The sequence below is a fragment of the Psychrobacter sp. JB385 genome, from assembly GCF_900163785.1.
Taxonomy (GTDB): domain Bacteria; phylum Pseudomonadota; class Gammaproteobacteria; order Pseudomonadales; family Moraxellaceae; genus Psychrobacter.
In genome coordinates, this window is sequence record NZ_FUKN01000014.1 from 655,809 (window position 1) to 671,882 (window position 16,074).

At 43.2% G+C, this 16,074-nt stretch carries 12 protein-coding genes and 4 tRNA genes; 11 read left to right on the forward strand and 5 right to left on the reverse strand.

From position 1 onward, the window contains the following. Positions 1–102: 102 nt before the first annotated feature. On the reverse strand, positions 103–450 hold the full coding sequence (locus CZ794_RS13880; RefSeq protein WP_087042156.1) for a hypothetical protein: 348 nt from the start codon (positions 448–450) through the stop codon (positions 103–105). Positions 451–620: 170 nt separating this feature from the next. Between CZ794_RS13880 and CZ794_RS13885 the strand changes: the two genes are divergently transcribed. Continuing rightward, a complete protein-coding gene (locus tag CZ794_RS13885) occupies positions 621–1,907 on the forward strand; it encodes a right-handed parallel beta-helix repeat-containing protein (RefSeq protein WP_087042157.1) in 1,287 nt (428 codons plus the stop codon). A gap of 87 nt (positions 1,908–1,994) precedes the next feature. Here the strand turns inward: CZ794_RS13885 and CZ794_RS13890 are convergent, their stop codons facing one another. The 4 genes from CZ794_RS13890 to CZ794_RS13905 form a co-directional block, all read right to left on the reverse strand. Then, entirely contained in the window at positions 1,995–2,783 is a 789-nt protein-coding gene (locus CZ794_RS13890) for an SDR family NAD(P)-dependent oxidoreductase (RefSeq protein WP_087042158.1), read from the reverse strand. Positions 2,784–2,965: 182 nt separating this feature from the next. After that, positions 2,966–3,487: a hypothetical protein gene (locus CZ794_RS13895; RefSeq protein WP_087042159.1), complete on the reverse strand. Its 522-nt coding sequence runs from the start codon at positions 3,485–3,487 to the stop codon at positions 2,966–2,968. 221 nt (positions 3,488–3,708) lie between these two features. Next, positions 3,709–6,687 (reverse strand): DNA polymerase I, encoded by a 2,979-nt coding sequence (gene polA / locus CZ794_RS13900; protein ID WP_087042160.1) that lies wholly within the window; start codon positions 6,685–6,687, stop codon positions 3,709–3,711. A 184-nt stretch (positions 6,688–6,871) separates the two neighbouring features. Then, on the reverse strand, positions 6,872–7,285 hold the full coding sequence (locus tag CZ794_RS13905; RefSeq protein ID WP_087042161.1) for an organic hydroperoxide resistance protein: 414 nt from the start codon (positions 7,283–7,285) through the stop codon (positions 6,872–6,874). Between the two features lie 305 nt (positions 7,286–7,590). On the opposite strand from CZ794_RS13905, the gene CZ794_RS13910 reads away from it, so the two are divergent. The 10 genes from CZ794_RS13910 (at position 7,591) to CZ794_RS14230 (ending at position 15,764) form a co-directional block, all read left to right on the forward strand. Continuing rightward, the gene (locus CZ794_RS13910) at positions 7,591–8,523 is read left to right on the forward strand and encodes a hypothetical protein (protein WP_087042162.1); all 933 of its coding nucleotides are present in this window, start codon (positions 7,591–7,593) and stop codon (positions 8,521–8,523) included. 160 nt (positions 8,524–8,683) lie between these two features. Next, on the forward strand, positions 8,684–10,279 hold the full coding sequence (locus CZ794_RS13915; RefSeq protein WP_087042163.1) for a peptide chain release factor 3: 1,596 nt from the start codon (positions 8,684–8,686) through the stop codon (positions 10,277–10,279). Between the two features lie 202 nt (positions 10,280–10,481). Then, positions 10,482–11,351, forward strand: coding sequence for an RsiV family protein (locus tag CZ794_RS13920; protein ID WP_087042164.1), 870 nt, complete (start codon positions 10,482–10,484; stop codon positions 11,349–11,351). A 120-nt stretch (positions 11,352–11,471) separates the two neighbouring features. Beyond that, entirely contained in the window at positions 11,472–12,626 is a 1,155-nt protein-coding gene (locus CZ794_RS13925) for an FHA domain-containing protein (RefSeq protein ID WP_087042165.1), read from the forward strand. 375 nt (positions 12,627–13,001) lie between these two features. Next, entirely contained in the window at positions 13,002–14,498 is a 1,497-nt protein-coding gene (trpE, locus tag CZ794_RS13930; protein WP_087042166.1) for an anthranilate synthase component I, read from the forward strand. A 181-nt stretch (positions 14,499–14,679) separates the two neighbouring features. Beyond that, positions 14,680–14,755 (forward strand) — tRNA-Thr (locus CZ794_RS13935). 67 nt (positions 14,756–14,822) lie between these two features. Next, a tRNA-Tyr gene (locus CZ794_RS13940) sits at positions 14,823–14,906 on the forward strand. 81 nt (positions 14,907–14,987) lie between these two features. Further along, a tRNA-Gly gene (locus tag CZ794_RS13945) sits at positions 14,988–15,061 on the forward strand. A gap of 106 nt (positions 15,062–15,167) precedes the next feature. Then, positions 15,168–15,242 (forward strand) — tRNA-Thr (locus CZ794_RS13950). A gap of 204 nt (positions 15,243–15,446) precedes the next feature. Then, the gene (locus tag CZ794_RS14230; RefSeq protein WP_087042167.1) at positions 15,447–15,764 is read left to right on the forward strand and encodes a DUF6122 family protein; all 318 of its coding nucleotides are present in this window, start codon (positions 15,447–15,449) and stop codon (positions 15,762–15,764) included. Positions 15,765–16,074 lie beyond the last annotated feature (310 nt).

Sequence of the window (16,074 nt, forward strand, 5' to 3'; positions counted from 1 at the left end):
ATAGTGAGATTAAGACCTTTTTTATACACCACAAAAAAGCCTGCTTTGTTTTATAAAGCAGGCTTTTTGGATTCATAAGCAGATCAAACATTTTATCTGTTTTTAAAAGTCATCATCATTACTGCGCTCTGCCGCTTCTCTATCTGCAATATCCATGGTATTAGGATAATGGCTGTCATCGAGATTGTCTTGTACCAATAGCTCATCGACACGTGATTCATCAAGGTTCTGGCGATGCATAGGCGTCAAACCTTGCGTCGCGTCCGTGCCCACTTCTGAGTTGTCAAACCCAGCACTGTTATCAATCACATCATCATTATCAATCGTGTGTAGCATTGGATTGTCTAAATCGACCAGCTGATTGTCCTGATCGTCAGTGTCATTACTGCTAGTTGTGTTGCCGTCAATATGATCCATATTTTCTGGTAATGGGGTTTTTGAGTTTTCCATGGAAACTTCCTTATTATTATTAATTGAAATAGGTATTGATTGGAAATAGATGGTTTTGTTTATCAAGGGTAGTTTGACGGGTTATGATGATGGCGAATAGTGGTAAGGTGTCACAGCATGTTCAAAAAATGTAAGACAGCCAAATAGTCAAACAACCAACAAGGTCCGATATGGTAGCCACTCGTCATTTATTCCTCCCTTTATCTGTGATTACGGCCACCGTTGTCATGACGGCATGCGAACGTTTGCCCTCAACTTATAATGGCTCTGGCTATGACGCTGATATAAAACAGCCTCTGATTATCGATGCTCGTTTACCAACGGCCACGACGACGATAGAGTGTGCAGCTTTGTTACCCAATCAGACCGTGACGGTAAAGGGACATAGTGTCATCAGTCAAGGCTGTGACTTAAGAGAAAAATCAATACGGTTTGTACTCAACGCCTCGGACAGCTCCCTTGATTGTCAAGGCGCGGTGCTCAGTCCTACTACCAATGATACATCGAAGGCGAGTGCCATTACTATCAGGCCTAAGACCGATAGTGCTATCCATAATGTTGCGGTGGCCAATTGTCATGTAGATGGCTATGGTCACGCTCTCCATATTCGCCAATATAGCAATCCTGATCAGCGTTATGCGCGCGGTTTGACTGCGCCTGTTGCCAATCGAGCGCTTGCGCCGAGCGATATCCGAGTGACCAATGTCACCAGTCGAAGCAGTATCAATAGTGGTATGTTCGTGGGTGACCATGTACATGGCGTCACTTTTGACAAAGTACATATCCAAAATGCAGGGACGGTAGGATTGTATTTGGAGTTTGGTAGCCGCGACAATGTGATTCAAAACTCAGTCTTTGTAGGCAATGGCTTTCGAAATTTTAAGCCCAATCGTGAGGCCATTGCGGTTGATTCTTCTAGTAACAACTCAATTGAGCATAATCGCTTTATCCACAATGGCGCAGGTAGTGTGTTTTTATATCGTAATTGTTTTGAGCATGCTAATGACTCGGCGCGCAGTAATCATTTTAAGCGTACCGAGTCGAGCCGCGACAATGTGATTCGTCATAATATTTTTCAAGAAGAGCCAGTCGGGGTTTGGATAGCATCAAGACAATCTCGCAACCTAAAGGGCTTTGAATGCGGGGCGTATTTAATTAAGCAAACCCCATTTGCCAGCTATCATCTAGATAGTGCCAAAGACAATCAGGTGATTGATAATCGATTTGAGCAAGTAGAGCAGGGGATTATTATCGAAGATGACGACACACTTGTGAGCGGTAATCAGTTTGCAGCCACCGTAGAGTTGCCGATCAGCATTGGCTCTGAGATACGTGAAGCAAGTCCGGTAGGCGCGATAAAAGGGACGGTGGTCAAAGACAATGTTTTTATTGATAAGACGACTGAGCAAGCAATAAAGATTCGAGAAGCAAGCAAAACGGCCACTCGTATTGAGTAGCCGTCATGCAAAGTTGTTGATTATTGAGAGTTATGGATTATTGAGACTTAGTGATTGTGATAAAAGGGCGAAACGCGCACAGACCGTTTATTTGGCACCAATCTTGGTATTGACCCAGCGTATCAATGGATCAGGGGTGATTTGCGCCAGTGTCTGAAAGGCTTTGGCTGGCATGCCAACGGTGTAATGCACGCTTTTTAACTTGCGATTGGGTCGTGTGGTTAGTTTGCATAAGGTTTTTGCGACGTCACTAACGCTCAAATTGATACCTAAGCGCTCCACGCTGGTCACTTTGATATCGGCGGTCATGTCTGATTTGACCCAAAGTGGCATCACATCAATCACTTTAATACCTTGCTTTGCATACTCGATATTTAGGCCTTCAGTGAGACCACGTACAAAAAACTTACTGGCAGCATAATTTGCCACTTCGGGTTGACCATAGATTGCAGATGCAGAGGAGACATTGATGATTTCGCCATCTTGACTCTCCGCCAGATGCGGCGCAAGCTTGTGACAGCCAATCAGCACACCTTTACAATTCACGTCAATCAAAGACAGTTGTTCATCGAGATCGGTTGTGGGCAGGACGCCGCTGACCAACACTCCTGCGTTATTGATCAGGGCATCGATGCTACCAAATCGCTCAAGCATCTGACTGATGGCATCATCCCATGAATCAGGCTGAGTCACATCAAGTTGCCCTGTGATGATCCGATGTTTTTTGATCGATTTTTTAAAGGTTTTGTCTTTAATGGCTTGCTCAAGCGTGGCTTTATCGGTGGCAAACAACCCGACATGGTGCCCCTTTTTTGCTAACTGTTTGGCAGTTGCAAGACCAATACCACGCGATGCGCCTGTAATCAATATATTCATAATAAGAGACTCAGTGATTATTTATTATCAACAAATCGAGCGCCAGCATTCAATGCCTTATCACTCGGACTTATGTTTAGTATAACAAATCTATTTGTCTCTATTTTATGCAAGCATGTTGGTTTTATTAACAATCGTATTTGTCACTGATATGAGATAAAAGCGTTTGATTGTGGCTTTACTTATGGCGTAGACGTTTGATAGTGTAGCTCGCTTGTGCCCTTTCGTTGATTTGTATCGTCACTTATGTTCAATCGCCACAGATAAATGAGGGCCGTCGCATAGATGAGAGTCTCCGAAGTCTCTTCGACGAAAACGCCAAAATCTTCAGGGAATAAAATGGCATTTTCACCCATATACTGTACTACTACTAATACAGCGACACTGCCATATAGAGATAAAGGCGCTTTTTTTAATAACGCCCAAAGGTAGCGCCACGAATGGATCAACAAGCCCACTATGGTTAAGTAGATGACTGTCAGAACCATATCTTCCCACCAGTCGTAAGAGCGGCTGAGCAAGGTGAAGTTAGATGGAACAAACAAATCGGGTAAGTAGTTCAGCTCTCGGCGTATTGCAGTAATAAATATCAACACGCCTGCCAGCCAAAAAGTCTGTGCCCGTCTGATGTGGCTCTGAAAAAAATAGTGTAGGCAACGTAGTAAGCAGATAACTAAAATAATGTTACCAGGAATTTCGATCATGCTTTCAGGGCTTGTGATAATAAACTCCCAATACTTAAAAAATAAAAAGTGAGCACAAAGGCTCACTGTAGGTTAAAACTCATTCAACGACGCTTGGCTTGGTCAAAGGGCATTATAACGTCAACATTGATCTCATGCTGTTGGTTAATATAACTAACGAGTCATAAGGTATTGTTAATATAGACAATACAACCTATGTCCAAGCCACTTTACATTAGTGCTTAATGCGCCTCATCCCAGTTCTGACCACTGTCAGTCTCGACCAATAACGGCACAGCAAAGTCGATATTCCAGCCTTTATCTACCGCTGTTGTCCTCAAGACATCTTGCATAGCATCGGTAATCAATTGGCTCACCGCGTCTACCTTATCGGTATCCACTTCAAACACCAATTCATCATGGACTTGTAGCAGCATTTTGGCCTGATCTTTTGGCAATACTTTATCGACTGCAATCATGGCTAGCTTGATTAGGTCAGCCGCTGAGCCTTGTAATGGTGCGTTAATCGCAGCGCGTTCAGCGCCTTGCTTGACCATACGGTTGCTGTGATTGATATCAGGGGTATAAAGCTTACGGCCTAATATGGTCTCGACATAACCTTTCTCATAAGCGCTGGCACGTGTGTTAATCATATAGTTTTTGACACCAGGATAACGCTCAAAGTACATGTCGATATAGTCTTGCGCTTCGCCGCGGCTCATTTGCAACTGTTTGGCAAGACCAAAAGCGCTCATACCATAAAGCAAGCCGAAGTTAATGGCTTTGGCATTACGGCGCTCAGTTGGTGTGACATCCGCGACACCCTTGCCAAGCACTTCAGCAGCCGTCGCCGCGTGAATGTCTAGCCCTTCATTAAACGCATGGGTCAGGTTGTTATCGCCTGAAAAATGCGCCATCAAACGCAATTCAATTTGTGAGTAATCCGCAGCCAAAATGACGCGACCTTCTGGTGCGATAAAGGCTTGGCGAATCAGGCGACCAGTCGCGGTACGAATCGGGATGTTTTGTAAGTTGGGTTCTGTTGAAGACAAGCGTCCCGTACTGGTCAAGGCTTGGTGATAACTGGTGTGAACGCGATCGGTTTCGCTATCGGCAACATTATCGAGCGCATCAGTGTATGTGCTTTTTAGCTTAGACAGACCGCGATACTCAAGAACGATTTCGACTAGCGGATGATCAATCTTTGACAATACTGCTTCGCCCGTCGAGTATTGACCAGACTTGGTTTTTTTACCACCAGTGACACCCAGTTTTTCAAACAATACTTCACCAAGCTGCTTGGGCGAGCCAAGATTAAACTCTTCGCCTGCCACGTCATAAGCGCGTTTTTCTAATGCGATAATTTCTTCGTCAAAGCGTTTTGACAGCTCGTTTAAGAATGAGCGTTTGATAAGAATACCATTCGCTTCCATTTGACAAAGTATCTGAGCGGTTGGAATCTCTAGCTCATGAAGCAGTTTGGCATTATTGCTGTCATTTGCCATCTCTAGACTGAACACATCAAACAACTGATAAGTAATATCGGCATCTTCACAGGCATAGTCGCTCGCAATATCAATAGCCACTTGGTCAAAAGTGACTTGCTTAGCGCCTTTACCCGCCACGTCTTCATAGCTGATGGTTTGGGTTTGTAGATAATGGCGTGCCAAGTCGTCCATACCGTGACGAGTAACCGCCGCATTGATGACGTAGCTGGCAAGCATGGTATCCATTGTCCAATTATTAGGATGCTCGTGTATCGCACCAACTAAGTCGATATCATAATGCGCGAGAATATGCGCATCGTATTTTAGATGCTGACCGATTTTGCCAATCTTCGGGTTTTCTAAAATGGGCTTTAAGCGTGCCAAGACCATGTCGCGATCAAGCTGCTTGGCAGTTAGCTCATCACCCTCTAAGCTGTGGGTAAGCGGTATGTAGTAGGCTTCATGCGCTTGTACGGCAAAAGATAAGCCCACGATTTGCGCCTCGCGCCAATGCACGCTAGTGGTCTCAGTATCAATAACAAAATGAGGAGCAGATGCCAATACTTCGACCAAACTGTCAAAGGCTGGCTCATCTAAAACCGTGTGCCATGCTTTCTCATGCGCGGTACTGTCTTTGGTATCACCCATTTTGGTTGATTGAAGGGATTTGGCGATTTGTGCTTGTGACTCGGCATCGGCTTGGCTGTCAGCGACACTTTGTGAGCCGTTGGCTGGGTGGTTTGGATGATCGAGCGAGGCCAGCTCATTTCTAAATTCAAGCTCACTATACAGCTCGCGCAATTCATCAATGTGCGCACAAGGGTCCGTATTGATTTTTAAATCATTCCAGTCTTGACCAATCTGCAAGTCCGTGACAATAGTAGCAAGTTTTGCATTGAATGGAATCTCCTCTGCGTGCTCAATCAATCCCTTTGCACCGCGACCTTTGATAAAACCAATATGCTTTAACATGTTGTCGATGGTGCCATATTCAACCAGCAAGTCTTTGGCGGTCTTTTTGCCGATACCTGGCACGCCTTTGATACCATCGGAGGTATCGCCCATTAGAGTCAAAAAATCAATCATTTGGTTTGGATTGATGCCGAACTTGTCAATCACTGCTTGAGTGTCTGTTATCTTACCTGTAAAGCTGTCTTCCAATATCACGCAATCATTGACCAGCTGCATCATATCTTTATCACCAGTTGAGATAACCACATGATGACCTTGCTCAACCGCACGGTGGGCGAGTGTACCAATGATATCGTCGGCCTCTGCGCCTTCTATACGCAATAGCGGAATACCCAAAGCCGTGACCAAGCGATGAATATAAGGAATCTGCTCGACCAGCTCAATATCGATTGGCGGACGGCCTGCCTTATAATCAGCAGACATATGATGACGAAAGGTAGGAGATTTGGTATCAAAACACACCGCCATATGGGTCGGATGATAACGACGCATCAACTTCAATAATGCATTGAGCGTACCACGGATGGCATTGGTGATCAGCCCTTGTGAGTTTTGCATGGTCTTAGGCAGGGCATGATATGTGCGAAACAGATAGTAAGATCCATCCACCAAGATAAACGGCGGCTGGTTTTTGTCGACGTGATCGGTACTCATCGTCGCGACATTGGGCATGGTGGCAAAGTTTGGCAAGGTTTCAGGGTTGATGGCTTGATGGGAGTTATGATCACTGTCTGTGGTGATGTCGGTGGTATTATCGGTCATAAAAGTCACTTATCAGCTATTAGATAAAATATACCCTTATTATAACGATAAAATCAGCGCGTGCCGAACTGCTGAAAAGTTAAGAGATGTTCTTATGGGTAAACTTCCAATGTCAAAACCGACATAAAAAAAGAACCCAGACAAGCTGAGTTCTTTTACTATCATCAATAAAGCTTTTGATAGATTATTTTACTTCTGATGTGACCTCTACATCGATGTTGCCACGAGTTGCTTTTGAGTATGGGCAAACTTGATGCGCTTTTTCGACCAGTTGTTGGAACTCATCGGCTGACAATTCTGTGTTCTCACCAACCACATGAATCTTGGCTGCCAATTTATAGTCATGGCCGTCACCTTGAAGCAAATCTACTTCTATTGACGTGGTTGAATCAAACTTGGCTTTTTCCATTTGCTTAACAGCGCCCAATGCGCCATCAAAGCAAGCGCTATAGCCCATCGCAAACAGCTGCTCTGGGTTATTGCCTGATTTTCCAGAACCTGGTGGTACCATATTGATAGTCAGATCGTTGTCACTCAAGCTGACTGAGCCGGCACGGCCACCAGTAACGGTTGCTTTAGTAGAGTATAATGTTTTCATAATTTATCCTTTATTTTAGGTTTTTATGGTTAAGTGATACTTATTAGTATAAGATTTTTAATGTAGCGTTTTTCAAAATCAGATTTAGCATAACAAACCACTAAGTTATTTGTATAAAGCAGTCGTAAATATATACCCTGTCTTTGTAAGTAAAATGTTAAATAAAAAAGAGGATAAGGCAAAGCACCGACAAAGTTTTAGGTATAAACTGAGCCTGTATCAATATAAACTAATCACACAGAAACTTATACTAAAATCATCAGAACGGGTAATAACAGCCCTATCGCGCATAAGGACATTAGTTGATGAACAAATTGATTGTTGTACCCAGTGTTTTTTCTTTGGCCGCTGTCATCCTTGTCGGCTGTGGAGAAGACGATGGTACTTATAATTCTGACGGTAGTAGCAACCAGATTACACTGACTAGATTCGCCAATAGCTATGACAGTCAAGCCAATGCCAATGCCAGTGCAATTGCCCGCATTGACGAGACATACCGCAGCGGTGAACATGAAATAAAGACAAAAAATATCGTCAATAATTATAGCAATCAAAGTTTGAATACTTTAGACAAAACCGTGCTGGCTGATAACTTTGAAGGACAACTTGAAAATAAAGATATTGAAGTCGATAATCGTACAGTCAAACGTCCTATTTATGAGAAAAATAGCAATAATAAAGCCACTTATGAGACCACTTATAAAACGCTAAATTTATCTGGCCTACAAGCAACCAGCTATAGCGCTGGCATTAACAGAGAAGACAGTCGAGGGATTTTGACGGACTTAAACAATTATCCTCGTATTCCAGCCAATGTCGCATTTCCAGCAGGTTCCGTCTGTTATATTCCAGTGGTCAAAAGCGATCTCTCGTTTTTAGCTTTTAATGAGAAGAATAAGACGGGATACGCATCGATTAATAAATGGATTGAGGGCGCTGAAGATCGCTTCAATGATAATAGAGATTATAGAACCTCTCAGTTTGGTGTGGGTATCGGTAACAAGCAAAAAGCAGCACAAGTGACGTTCTTTGAATATCAAAATCAGCCTGCTTATCAGTACAGTGGTGTGGAATACGCTAACGGTAGTAATAGCAGTAAAGGTGTCTATGAAGCAGATTACGTAGCCAAGGGTACAACAGACCCAAATACCAATAGTCTGCGCGGTTTGGTAGATTGTACAATCGTCAATGAAGTTGCTGGGGATTTCTTAGCGACACAAATTCAGCGTTATTATTAAACCCAAAAAAGCCAATAACACTCTCTATATAAACGTTAGAGGGTGTTTTTTTTGTGCGCTAATTCTGCACCCTGACGCTAAATCCGCTACAATACGTCCATTATTTATTCTATTTATTTAGATTGTCTTCTAAATGACATCACTATTGAAGCCGAAAATTATGAGCGTAGATCCAAAAAAGTTAAGTAAAGAAGTTGCCAAACGCCGTACCTTTGCCATCATCTCGCATCCCGATGCGGGTAAAACCACCATGACCGAAAAACTGTTGTTATGGGGGCAGGCCATTCAGGTTGTTGGTGAGGTCAAAGGCCGCAAGACGGATCGACATGCCACCTCAGATTGGATGAGCATGGAGCAAGAGCGTGGTATCTCAATCACCACATCCGTTATGCAGTTCCCTTATCAAGATCACATTGTCAACCTACTAGATACCCCAGGTCACGCTGACTTTAGTGAAGATACCTATCGTACTTTGACCGCAGTAGACAGTGCACTGATGATGGTAGACGGGGCAAAAGGCGTCGAAGAACGTACCATCAAATTGATGGAAGTCTGCCGTATGCGCGACACACCTATCATCTCATTTGTGAACAAGCTTGATCGTCAGATTCGTGAGCCGCTTGAGCTACTTAGTGAGATTGAAGCGGTGCTCAAGATTAAATGTGTGCCAGTGACTTGGCCTATTGGTATGGGGCAGGATTTTGTGGGGGTATATCATCTCGCAGAAAACACAACCTATTTATATGAAAAAGGCAATGGCGGTAAGATGACTGTCGCTGAGACGCGCGAAGGCTACGATTATCCTGACATACGTGAGCGTTTGGGTAGCCTCATGTTTGATGCTTTTGAAGAGTCGCTTGAGCTGGTACAGATGGCGCTAGAAGAGTTCAGTGTTGAGGCGTTTTTGGCAGGCGAGATGACACCTGTCTTGTTCGGTACAGCACTGGGTAACTTTGGGGTTAATATGGTGCTCGACACGTTAGTGAAGTACGCGCCGCCGCCCAAAGCCCATCCTACCAATGAGCGTGAAGTGAGTGCCACAGAGACAGATTTTAGTGGTTTTGTCTTTAAGATTCAGGCCAATATGGACCCACGTCACCGTGACCGTATTGCTTTCTTACGCGTGTGCTCTGGCAAGTACGAAAAAGGTATGAAACTCAAGCACGTGCGCTTGGGCAAAGACGTGCGCATTGCCGACGCCTTGACGTTCCTTGCAGGTGACCGCGAAGCACTAGAAGAAGCGTATCCAGGTGATATTATTGGTTTGCATAATCATGGCACCATCTCTATCGGTGACAGCTTCACTGAAGGCGAAGAACTAAACTTTACTGGTATTCCGCATTTTGCGCCTGAACTGTTTCGCCGTGTGGTGCTCAAAGACCCGCTCAAATCGAAAGCGCTACAAAAAGGTCTACAGCAGTTAAGCGAAGAAGGTGCCACACAGGTATTTATGCCCCAGATTAATAACGACTTGGTCTTGGGCGCGGTCGGGGTACTACAGTTTGAGGTGGTGGCGCATCGTCTCAAAGAAGAGTACAAAGTGCAATGTGTGTTTGAGCCCGTATCGATTGCGACCGTACGCTGGATTCATTGTGATGACGAAGTTGCGCTGGCGAAGTTTAAGAAAAAAGCGCACGACCAATTATCAATCGATGGCGGTGGTTATCTGACTTACCTTGCGCCATCACGTGTTAATTTGCAATTGATGCAAGATCGTTATCCAGAAATTACCTTTAGCAGCACGCGTGAGCATTAATACTCGTGGTTTTATCATATGATTTATCTATTAAGACACGCTGGCCGTGTCTTTTTTATTGGCTACAAATTGTGTGACAGATATGCCGATGGATGTATAAATAAGTAGCAACGTTCCAAAAACTCCAACAGTGTTCCTACAATACATCGCAATTGTTACGCTAAAATATTCGGTAACCACTTAGATTTCCAAATGAGGATATATGGACACTACGAATCAATTGAATACTCATTCATCCGTATTACCTGCATGCGTATTACCTGCATGCTTATCAAAGAGACTAAGCCGTGTAGGTTTGATAAAAACATTGGCAGCTGGCTTGGTTGTAGGTGCTATAAGCGTGTCTGCAAATGCGACCAATGTCATTAGCAGTACCACGTATCTTGAGTATCAACTGCCTAAAAAAATACAAAAGATGTGCACTGAGCGTGAGAATTGTCCAAAGATTGAAGTCAAATATCTCAAAACCAATCATCCTTGGATCAATGATATCACCAACGCGCGCATCAATAACTTGGTGGTCAATAGCAAGCCAACTGAGTCAGCGCCCATCAAAACAAAAAGCAGTCCAGCACAAGTGCAAGCGGCTATTAATGATTTTGTAAGCTCACAGTTTGTAGATATGCCAGAAGACAGACAATGGGCGTATGAGCTGATGGTAACGCCCAACTATTTGGGTCATGTGGGCGATACTGAGCTGTTTGAAATACAATCGTACTCTTATACTGGCGGCGCTCATGGCATGTCTTATAGCGAATACCTAATATTTGATCCTAGCACCAAAAAACAAATCAAGCTGGATGATATGCTGATTGCCGGAAAAAAATCGCGCTTTAAAACTCTTGCCTATAATGCTTATAAAACGTGGGTAAAAACGTTCGATAATGATGTGAGCAGTTATGAGAAAAACTGGCCATTTACGTTAAGTGATAATGTGACATTGACGGACAAAGGTATCGATATTCTGTATCAGCCTTATGCTATTGGCCCTTACGCCTCTGGTATGCCTACGCTAAGTATTCCTTATAGCCAGCTTAAAGGCGTGATAAAACCTCGCTTTATGCCCAAATAGCGTACACAGTCAGTTTATATAAGAAAATGAGAAATAGTAAAATAATTGAAAAACTTTTAGAGATTGGTAATAACGATTCAGAATATTTTGGAATTCAACAGAAAAACAAGGAGTGATAACATGACGAACCCTATACATGACGAGCTTGATACAAGTAACACAAACACGTGGGCGCTGAATGCTTTAACAGAAGCGCTTGGTGATTTGACGGTGACAGTGAGCGAAAGCTTATCTGTTGGTCGTGGTAGCGACAATGATGTCGTTCTTGGCAGTAAGCAAGTATCGCGCAATCATGCTGTGCTAAGCGTGCTGGATGGTCAGCTATATGTAAAAGATTTGGATTCATCGAACGGTACATTTATCAATAATGAGCGTATTGAAGGGAATAAGTCGAGCCTTTTACAAGTTAATGACACGATTGGCTTTGCCAGTTTTAATTTTCAGGTCAATACCTCTGTTGCCGAGGCAGAGATGGACACACCAACGGATTCATTAACGCCAGTGATGGCAGATGATGCAGATGCCACTATTGATAGTGATACTCAAGAGCCTGTCGTAACGGCTGAGCCAATCGTCGAAGAGACTATTACTCAAGCACCAGTGACTCAAGAGCCAGTTATTCAAGAGTCAGTAGTTGAGACGCCAATCATCGACGAACCAATCACTGAAAATCCAGTGGTTAAAGAGCCAATTGTTGAAGAATCTATTGTTGAAGAGCCAGTTGTTGAAGAGCCAACCATGGAAGCGCCAGCCGCTCAGGAGCCCGTCGTGAAAAAAACAAATATCGAAGAGATGTTGCCTGTCAAAGATGACGTTGCGCCAATACCGCACAAGGCTGAGACAGCAGTATCAGATACAGCGCCGACACACGAGTCTGCTAACACGATAGAGACATCGCCAACCCCAGTAAGCGATCGTGATACATTGGCAAATGAGCCAGTTGTACATAAAGAGCCCGTTGTACGTGAAGAGCCAATCGTTCAACCTGAACATGACAAGACGACCAAAACAGAGCTACAAGAAGAGGCAGACCCTGAAGTTTTACATGCCAAGCAAGCCGCCACCGCGCAGTTTTCAGGTACAGCCAATTTGGGTCAAGGACATGATCTTGGTACTACAGGCAACAACGCGATGGATCAAGCAGTCGACAATCCCGCTACCACAGGACAAGTGGATAAAAAACCAAGCGGCGGTTGGTTTATATGGGTGTTTATCGCCCTAATCATCATCGGGGTGGCTTTATGGTTGTTTAACATGGGTGGCGCTGGTGCTTAATGAGAGCGCTTTGCTTGTACTTTTTGCGGCTCTAGTAAGAGTAAGGGAAGGTAAAAATACAAGCAATCACTCAATCGGTAACTGATCAGTCGGTTTAAACAGCGATAATGCCAGTAGGCTTCGTTATACTTGCGCAGCCATTGGTTCGATAAGCATTAGCGACGTAGATATTAAAGACATAAATATCAGCGCCATAGTCACTAATGACCTTATCGTATGCATATTTTTATTATCAGTTATCGTGAGTTTTTATAACGATTCATTTCTTATAGCGTCAGCATTCAATAGAGTGTTGACGCTATATTTTGTTTGTCATTTTACTATTGTGTTTATTGTTCTTATCTTTTGCCAATATGTTGTTAAGAGAGCGTTACTATGATGACCTTTAAAGAATATCAAGCGTTTAAAGACCGTGGCTTTAGCCATGCACCATTGGTAAAAAAACGTTTGATGGATGCACAAACACCAGTGTCTGTGTTTTCTAAAGTGCGTGACTTAAATGGCTCTGCATATTTATTTGAGTCCGTCGTCGGTGGTGAACGCTGGGCAAGGTATTCAATGATTGGGCTCGGTAGTGAGCTGATTTTACAATACGCAGATGGCAATATGACCATCAAAAAAAATGATCATATCGATGTAGAGTCGTTAAACGACCCTTTTGATTATATTCGAAAACTCATGGCAGCGTATAAGATGCCAACGGCAGACGATATTCCAACCTTACCAAGCTTTAGCGGGGGGTTGGTTGGTTACTTTGGTTACGACATGGTACGTGTCATTGAGCCGTCAGTGGGTCTGTCTGATGCCCCAAACCCCATGTCGATGCCAGACATGTGGCTGATGTTGTCCACGAGTGTGATCGTCTTTGATACGCTAGAAAACACCTTGTCCATCATTGTCTACGCTGATTGTCATACGGAAGATGGATACGGCACTGCCATCCGTGAGCTTGAAAAAATTGAAGACAAGTTGGCAGAAATGCCAAATCTGAGTGCACCAATCATGCCGACACCAGTGTTTACATCGCAGACAGGGGCAGAGAAGTATTGTAGCGATGTTAATAAAATAAAAGAATACATCTCAGCAGGTGATGTGATGCAAGTCGTCCCAGCACAGCGCCTCACCGCTGATTATTCGGGCGACTCATTGGCAGTTTATCGCGCTCTACGGTTTTTAAACCCGTCTCCTTATCTCTTCTTAGTACATGGTTACACCCTCGACGATCATAAACGCTTTGACATCATTGGCGCATCGCCTGAGATATTATCTCGTATCGAAAATGGCAAAGTCACCGTAAGACCTTTAGCAGGTACGCGCAAACGAGGCCAGGATGAAGCAGAGGATTTGGCACTTGAGCAAGAGCTATTAAATGACGAAAAAGAGATAGCTGAGCACTTAATGCTCATTGATTTGGGTCGTAATGACATCGGCCGTGTCTGTGAGTACGGCAGCGTCAAGGTGACTGAGAAAATGTTCATCGAGCGTTATTCGCAAGTGATGCACATTGCGTCCAATGTCGAGGGCGCCATATCGCCTGATAAAGACGCATTAGATGTATTCTGTGCCACTTTTCCTGCAGGAACGCTATCGGGAGCACCCAAAATTCGTGCCATGCAAATTATCGATGAGCTAGAACCAGTCCGTCGAACGGTGTTCGGTGGGTCAGTAGGTTATCTGGGTTGGCATGGCAATATGGATACCGCTATCGCTATTCGTACCGCAGTCATGCGCCGTGGAGAGATTCATATTCAGGCAGGAGCAGGGGTAGTCGCTGATTCTGTGCCAGAAGCAGAATGGGAAGAAACCAATAAAAAAGCTTTGGCATTGATAAAAGCGGTAGAAATGGCCTGTAATGGCTTACGTATTCGTTAGCGATACCATATAAAAGATGGTGTGAAGCCATTGGTAGAATAAAGATGCATATTTTTATTTTTGAAAAAATTATTATAATCAATAACTTAAAAATTATTATGAAATTAATTATAAAAAATATGAAAAAGGGCTTGCGTCTTTCAAAATATTTGATAGAATAGCCACCACTTTAAGAGAACAAGCCGACTTAGCTCAGTTGGTAGAGCAACTGACTTGTAATCAGTAGGTCGCCAGTTCGATCCCGGCAGTCGGCACCATCTCTCTTAAAGTAGCTTTTTATGAATTTGCCTTAATTGAAAGTCATTTTTGTTCAAAGCAATCTAAGGTGGGGTTGGGGAGCGGTCAAACCCAACAGACTGTAAATCTGTCGCGAAAGCTTCGAAGGTTCGAATCCTTCCCCCACCACCATATTTTAAAGTTTGTCATAGCGCCAAGCATGCTCTATATACTTAAGACTCTCGATTAGAGTTTATTTGAATAAGAGCAATTGCGGGTGTGGTATAATGGTAACACCTTAGCCTTCCAAGCTAATGACGCGGGTTCGATTCCCGCCACCCGCTCCATATATACACCATCGCAAAAGTTATAAATAATTCATCACGACAGCCAGTTTTTTAGTACTGTGTCGTGATATTTTTTTTAGTGCAACTTGTTGGTTGACTAAAATTTGCTCATATAGCTCAGCGGTAGAGCACTCCCTTGGTAAGGGAGAGGTCTCGAGTTCAATTCTCGATATGAGCTCCATTTATTGTTTACATCTTTTGTGCTCGCCATGCTATTGATATAGCCTTGCATCGACGTTGAAATTATAAAATATTGAAATATATAAAGTTAGTGCAATAGGTAATGATTCAAAGGTGACACTGAGGTGTTGCCTTTTAGTGCTGTCAGCATATTAGCAACTTATCGATGCATTGATGTCGACAAGGTGGAAGCAAGTAGATAAGCATGCAGACGTTTATACATTATTTTTTGCATTTTGGTTTTCCACTTTTTATCGCAGTTGTCTTTTTTAAAAAAGAATGGAAAAAAGCATATTTGATTTTGCTCGCGACAATGTTAGTGGATATAGACCACTTGGTGGCGAACCCAATTTTTCAAGCCAATAGATGCAGCATTAATTTTCATCCGTTACATACGTATTATGCAATGCTGGCATATGTTGTTTTACTTTTTTTCCGTAAGCCCTTTAACATCATTGGAATCGGATTGCTTTTCCACATGTTGACGGATTTTACGGATTGTTTGATGATGCCAGCTAGCTAATACAGCTGCTTTGCATATCAAGATAGAATAACGATGATTGGTGTTACAAACAATTTAGATCTTTGTCTATAATACAGCAAAATTGTTTTCGATTATGAGATGTATGACTATTTAAGAGAAGTCAGCGTATAATAACCGATACAAAAGATTGGTTCGAAGCATTGTTCTAGCAGTGGTTCGTGCGGTTGATAGCTAGGTTTATGATGATTTGATTCTATTATGAGCCATTAAAAAGCTTTTTATTGATCATTCACTAAAAAAAGAGGAATTACCCATGGCAAAGGCCAAGTTTGAACGTAACAAGCCACAC

Excerpts from the sequence above, each read along its gene's own strand:
- CZ794_RS13885 (WP_087042157.1), top strand. The coding sequence starts at position 621 with ATGGTAGCCACTCGTCATTTATTCCTCCCTTTATCTGTGATTACGGCC.
- CZ794_RS13920 (WP_087042164.1), top strand. The coding sequence starts at position 10,482 with ATGGACACTACGAATCAATTGAATACTCATTCATCCGTATTACCTGCA.
- polA (WP_087042160.1), bottom strand. The coding sequence starts at position 6,687 with ATGACCGATAATACCACCGACATCACCACAGACAGTGATCATAACTCC.
- CZ794_RS13895 (WP_087042159.1), bottom strand. The coding sequence starts at position 3,487 with ATGATCGAAATTCCTGGTAACATTATTTTAGTTATCTGCTTACTACGT.
- CZ794_RS13890 (WP_087042158.1), bottom strand. The coding sequence starts at position 2,783 with ATGAATATATTGATTACAGGCGCATCGCGTGGTATTGGTCTTGCAACT.
- CZ794_RS13880 (WP_087042156.1), bottom strand. The coding sequence starts at position 450 with ATGGAAAACTCAAAAACCCCATTACCAGAAAATATGGATCATATTGAC.
- CZ794_RS13915 (WP_087042163.1), top strand. The coding sequence starts at position 8,684 with ATGAGCGTAGATCCAAAAAAGTTAAGTAAAGAAGTTGCCAAACGCCGT.
- CZ794_RS13905 (WP_087042161.1), bottom strand. The coding sequence starts at position 7,285 with ATGAAAACATTATACTCTACTAAAGCAACCGTTACTGGTGGCCGTGCC.
- CZ794_RS13925 (WP_087042165.1), top strand. The coding sequence starts at position 11,472 with ATGACGAACCCTATACATGACGAGCTTGATACAAGTAACACAAACACG.
- CZ794_RS13910 (WP_087042162.1), top strand. The coding sequence starts at position 7,591 with ATGAACAAATTGATTGTTGTACCCAGTGTTTTTTCTTTGGCCGCTGTC.
- CZ794_RS14230 (WP_087042167.1), top strand. The coding sequence starts at position 15,447 with ATGCAGACGTTTATACATTATTTTTTGCATTTTGGTTTTCCACTTTTT.
- trpE (WP_087042166.1), top strand. The coding sequence starts at position 13,002 with ATGATGACCTTTAAAGAATATCAAGCGTTTAAAGACCGTGGCTTTAGC.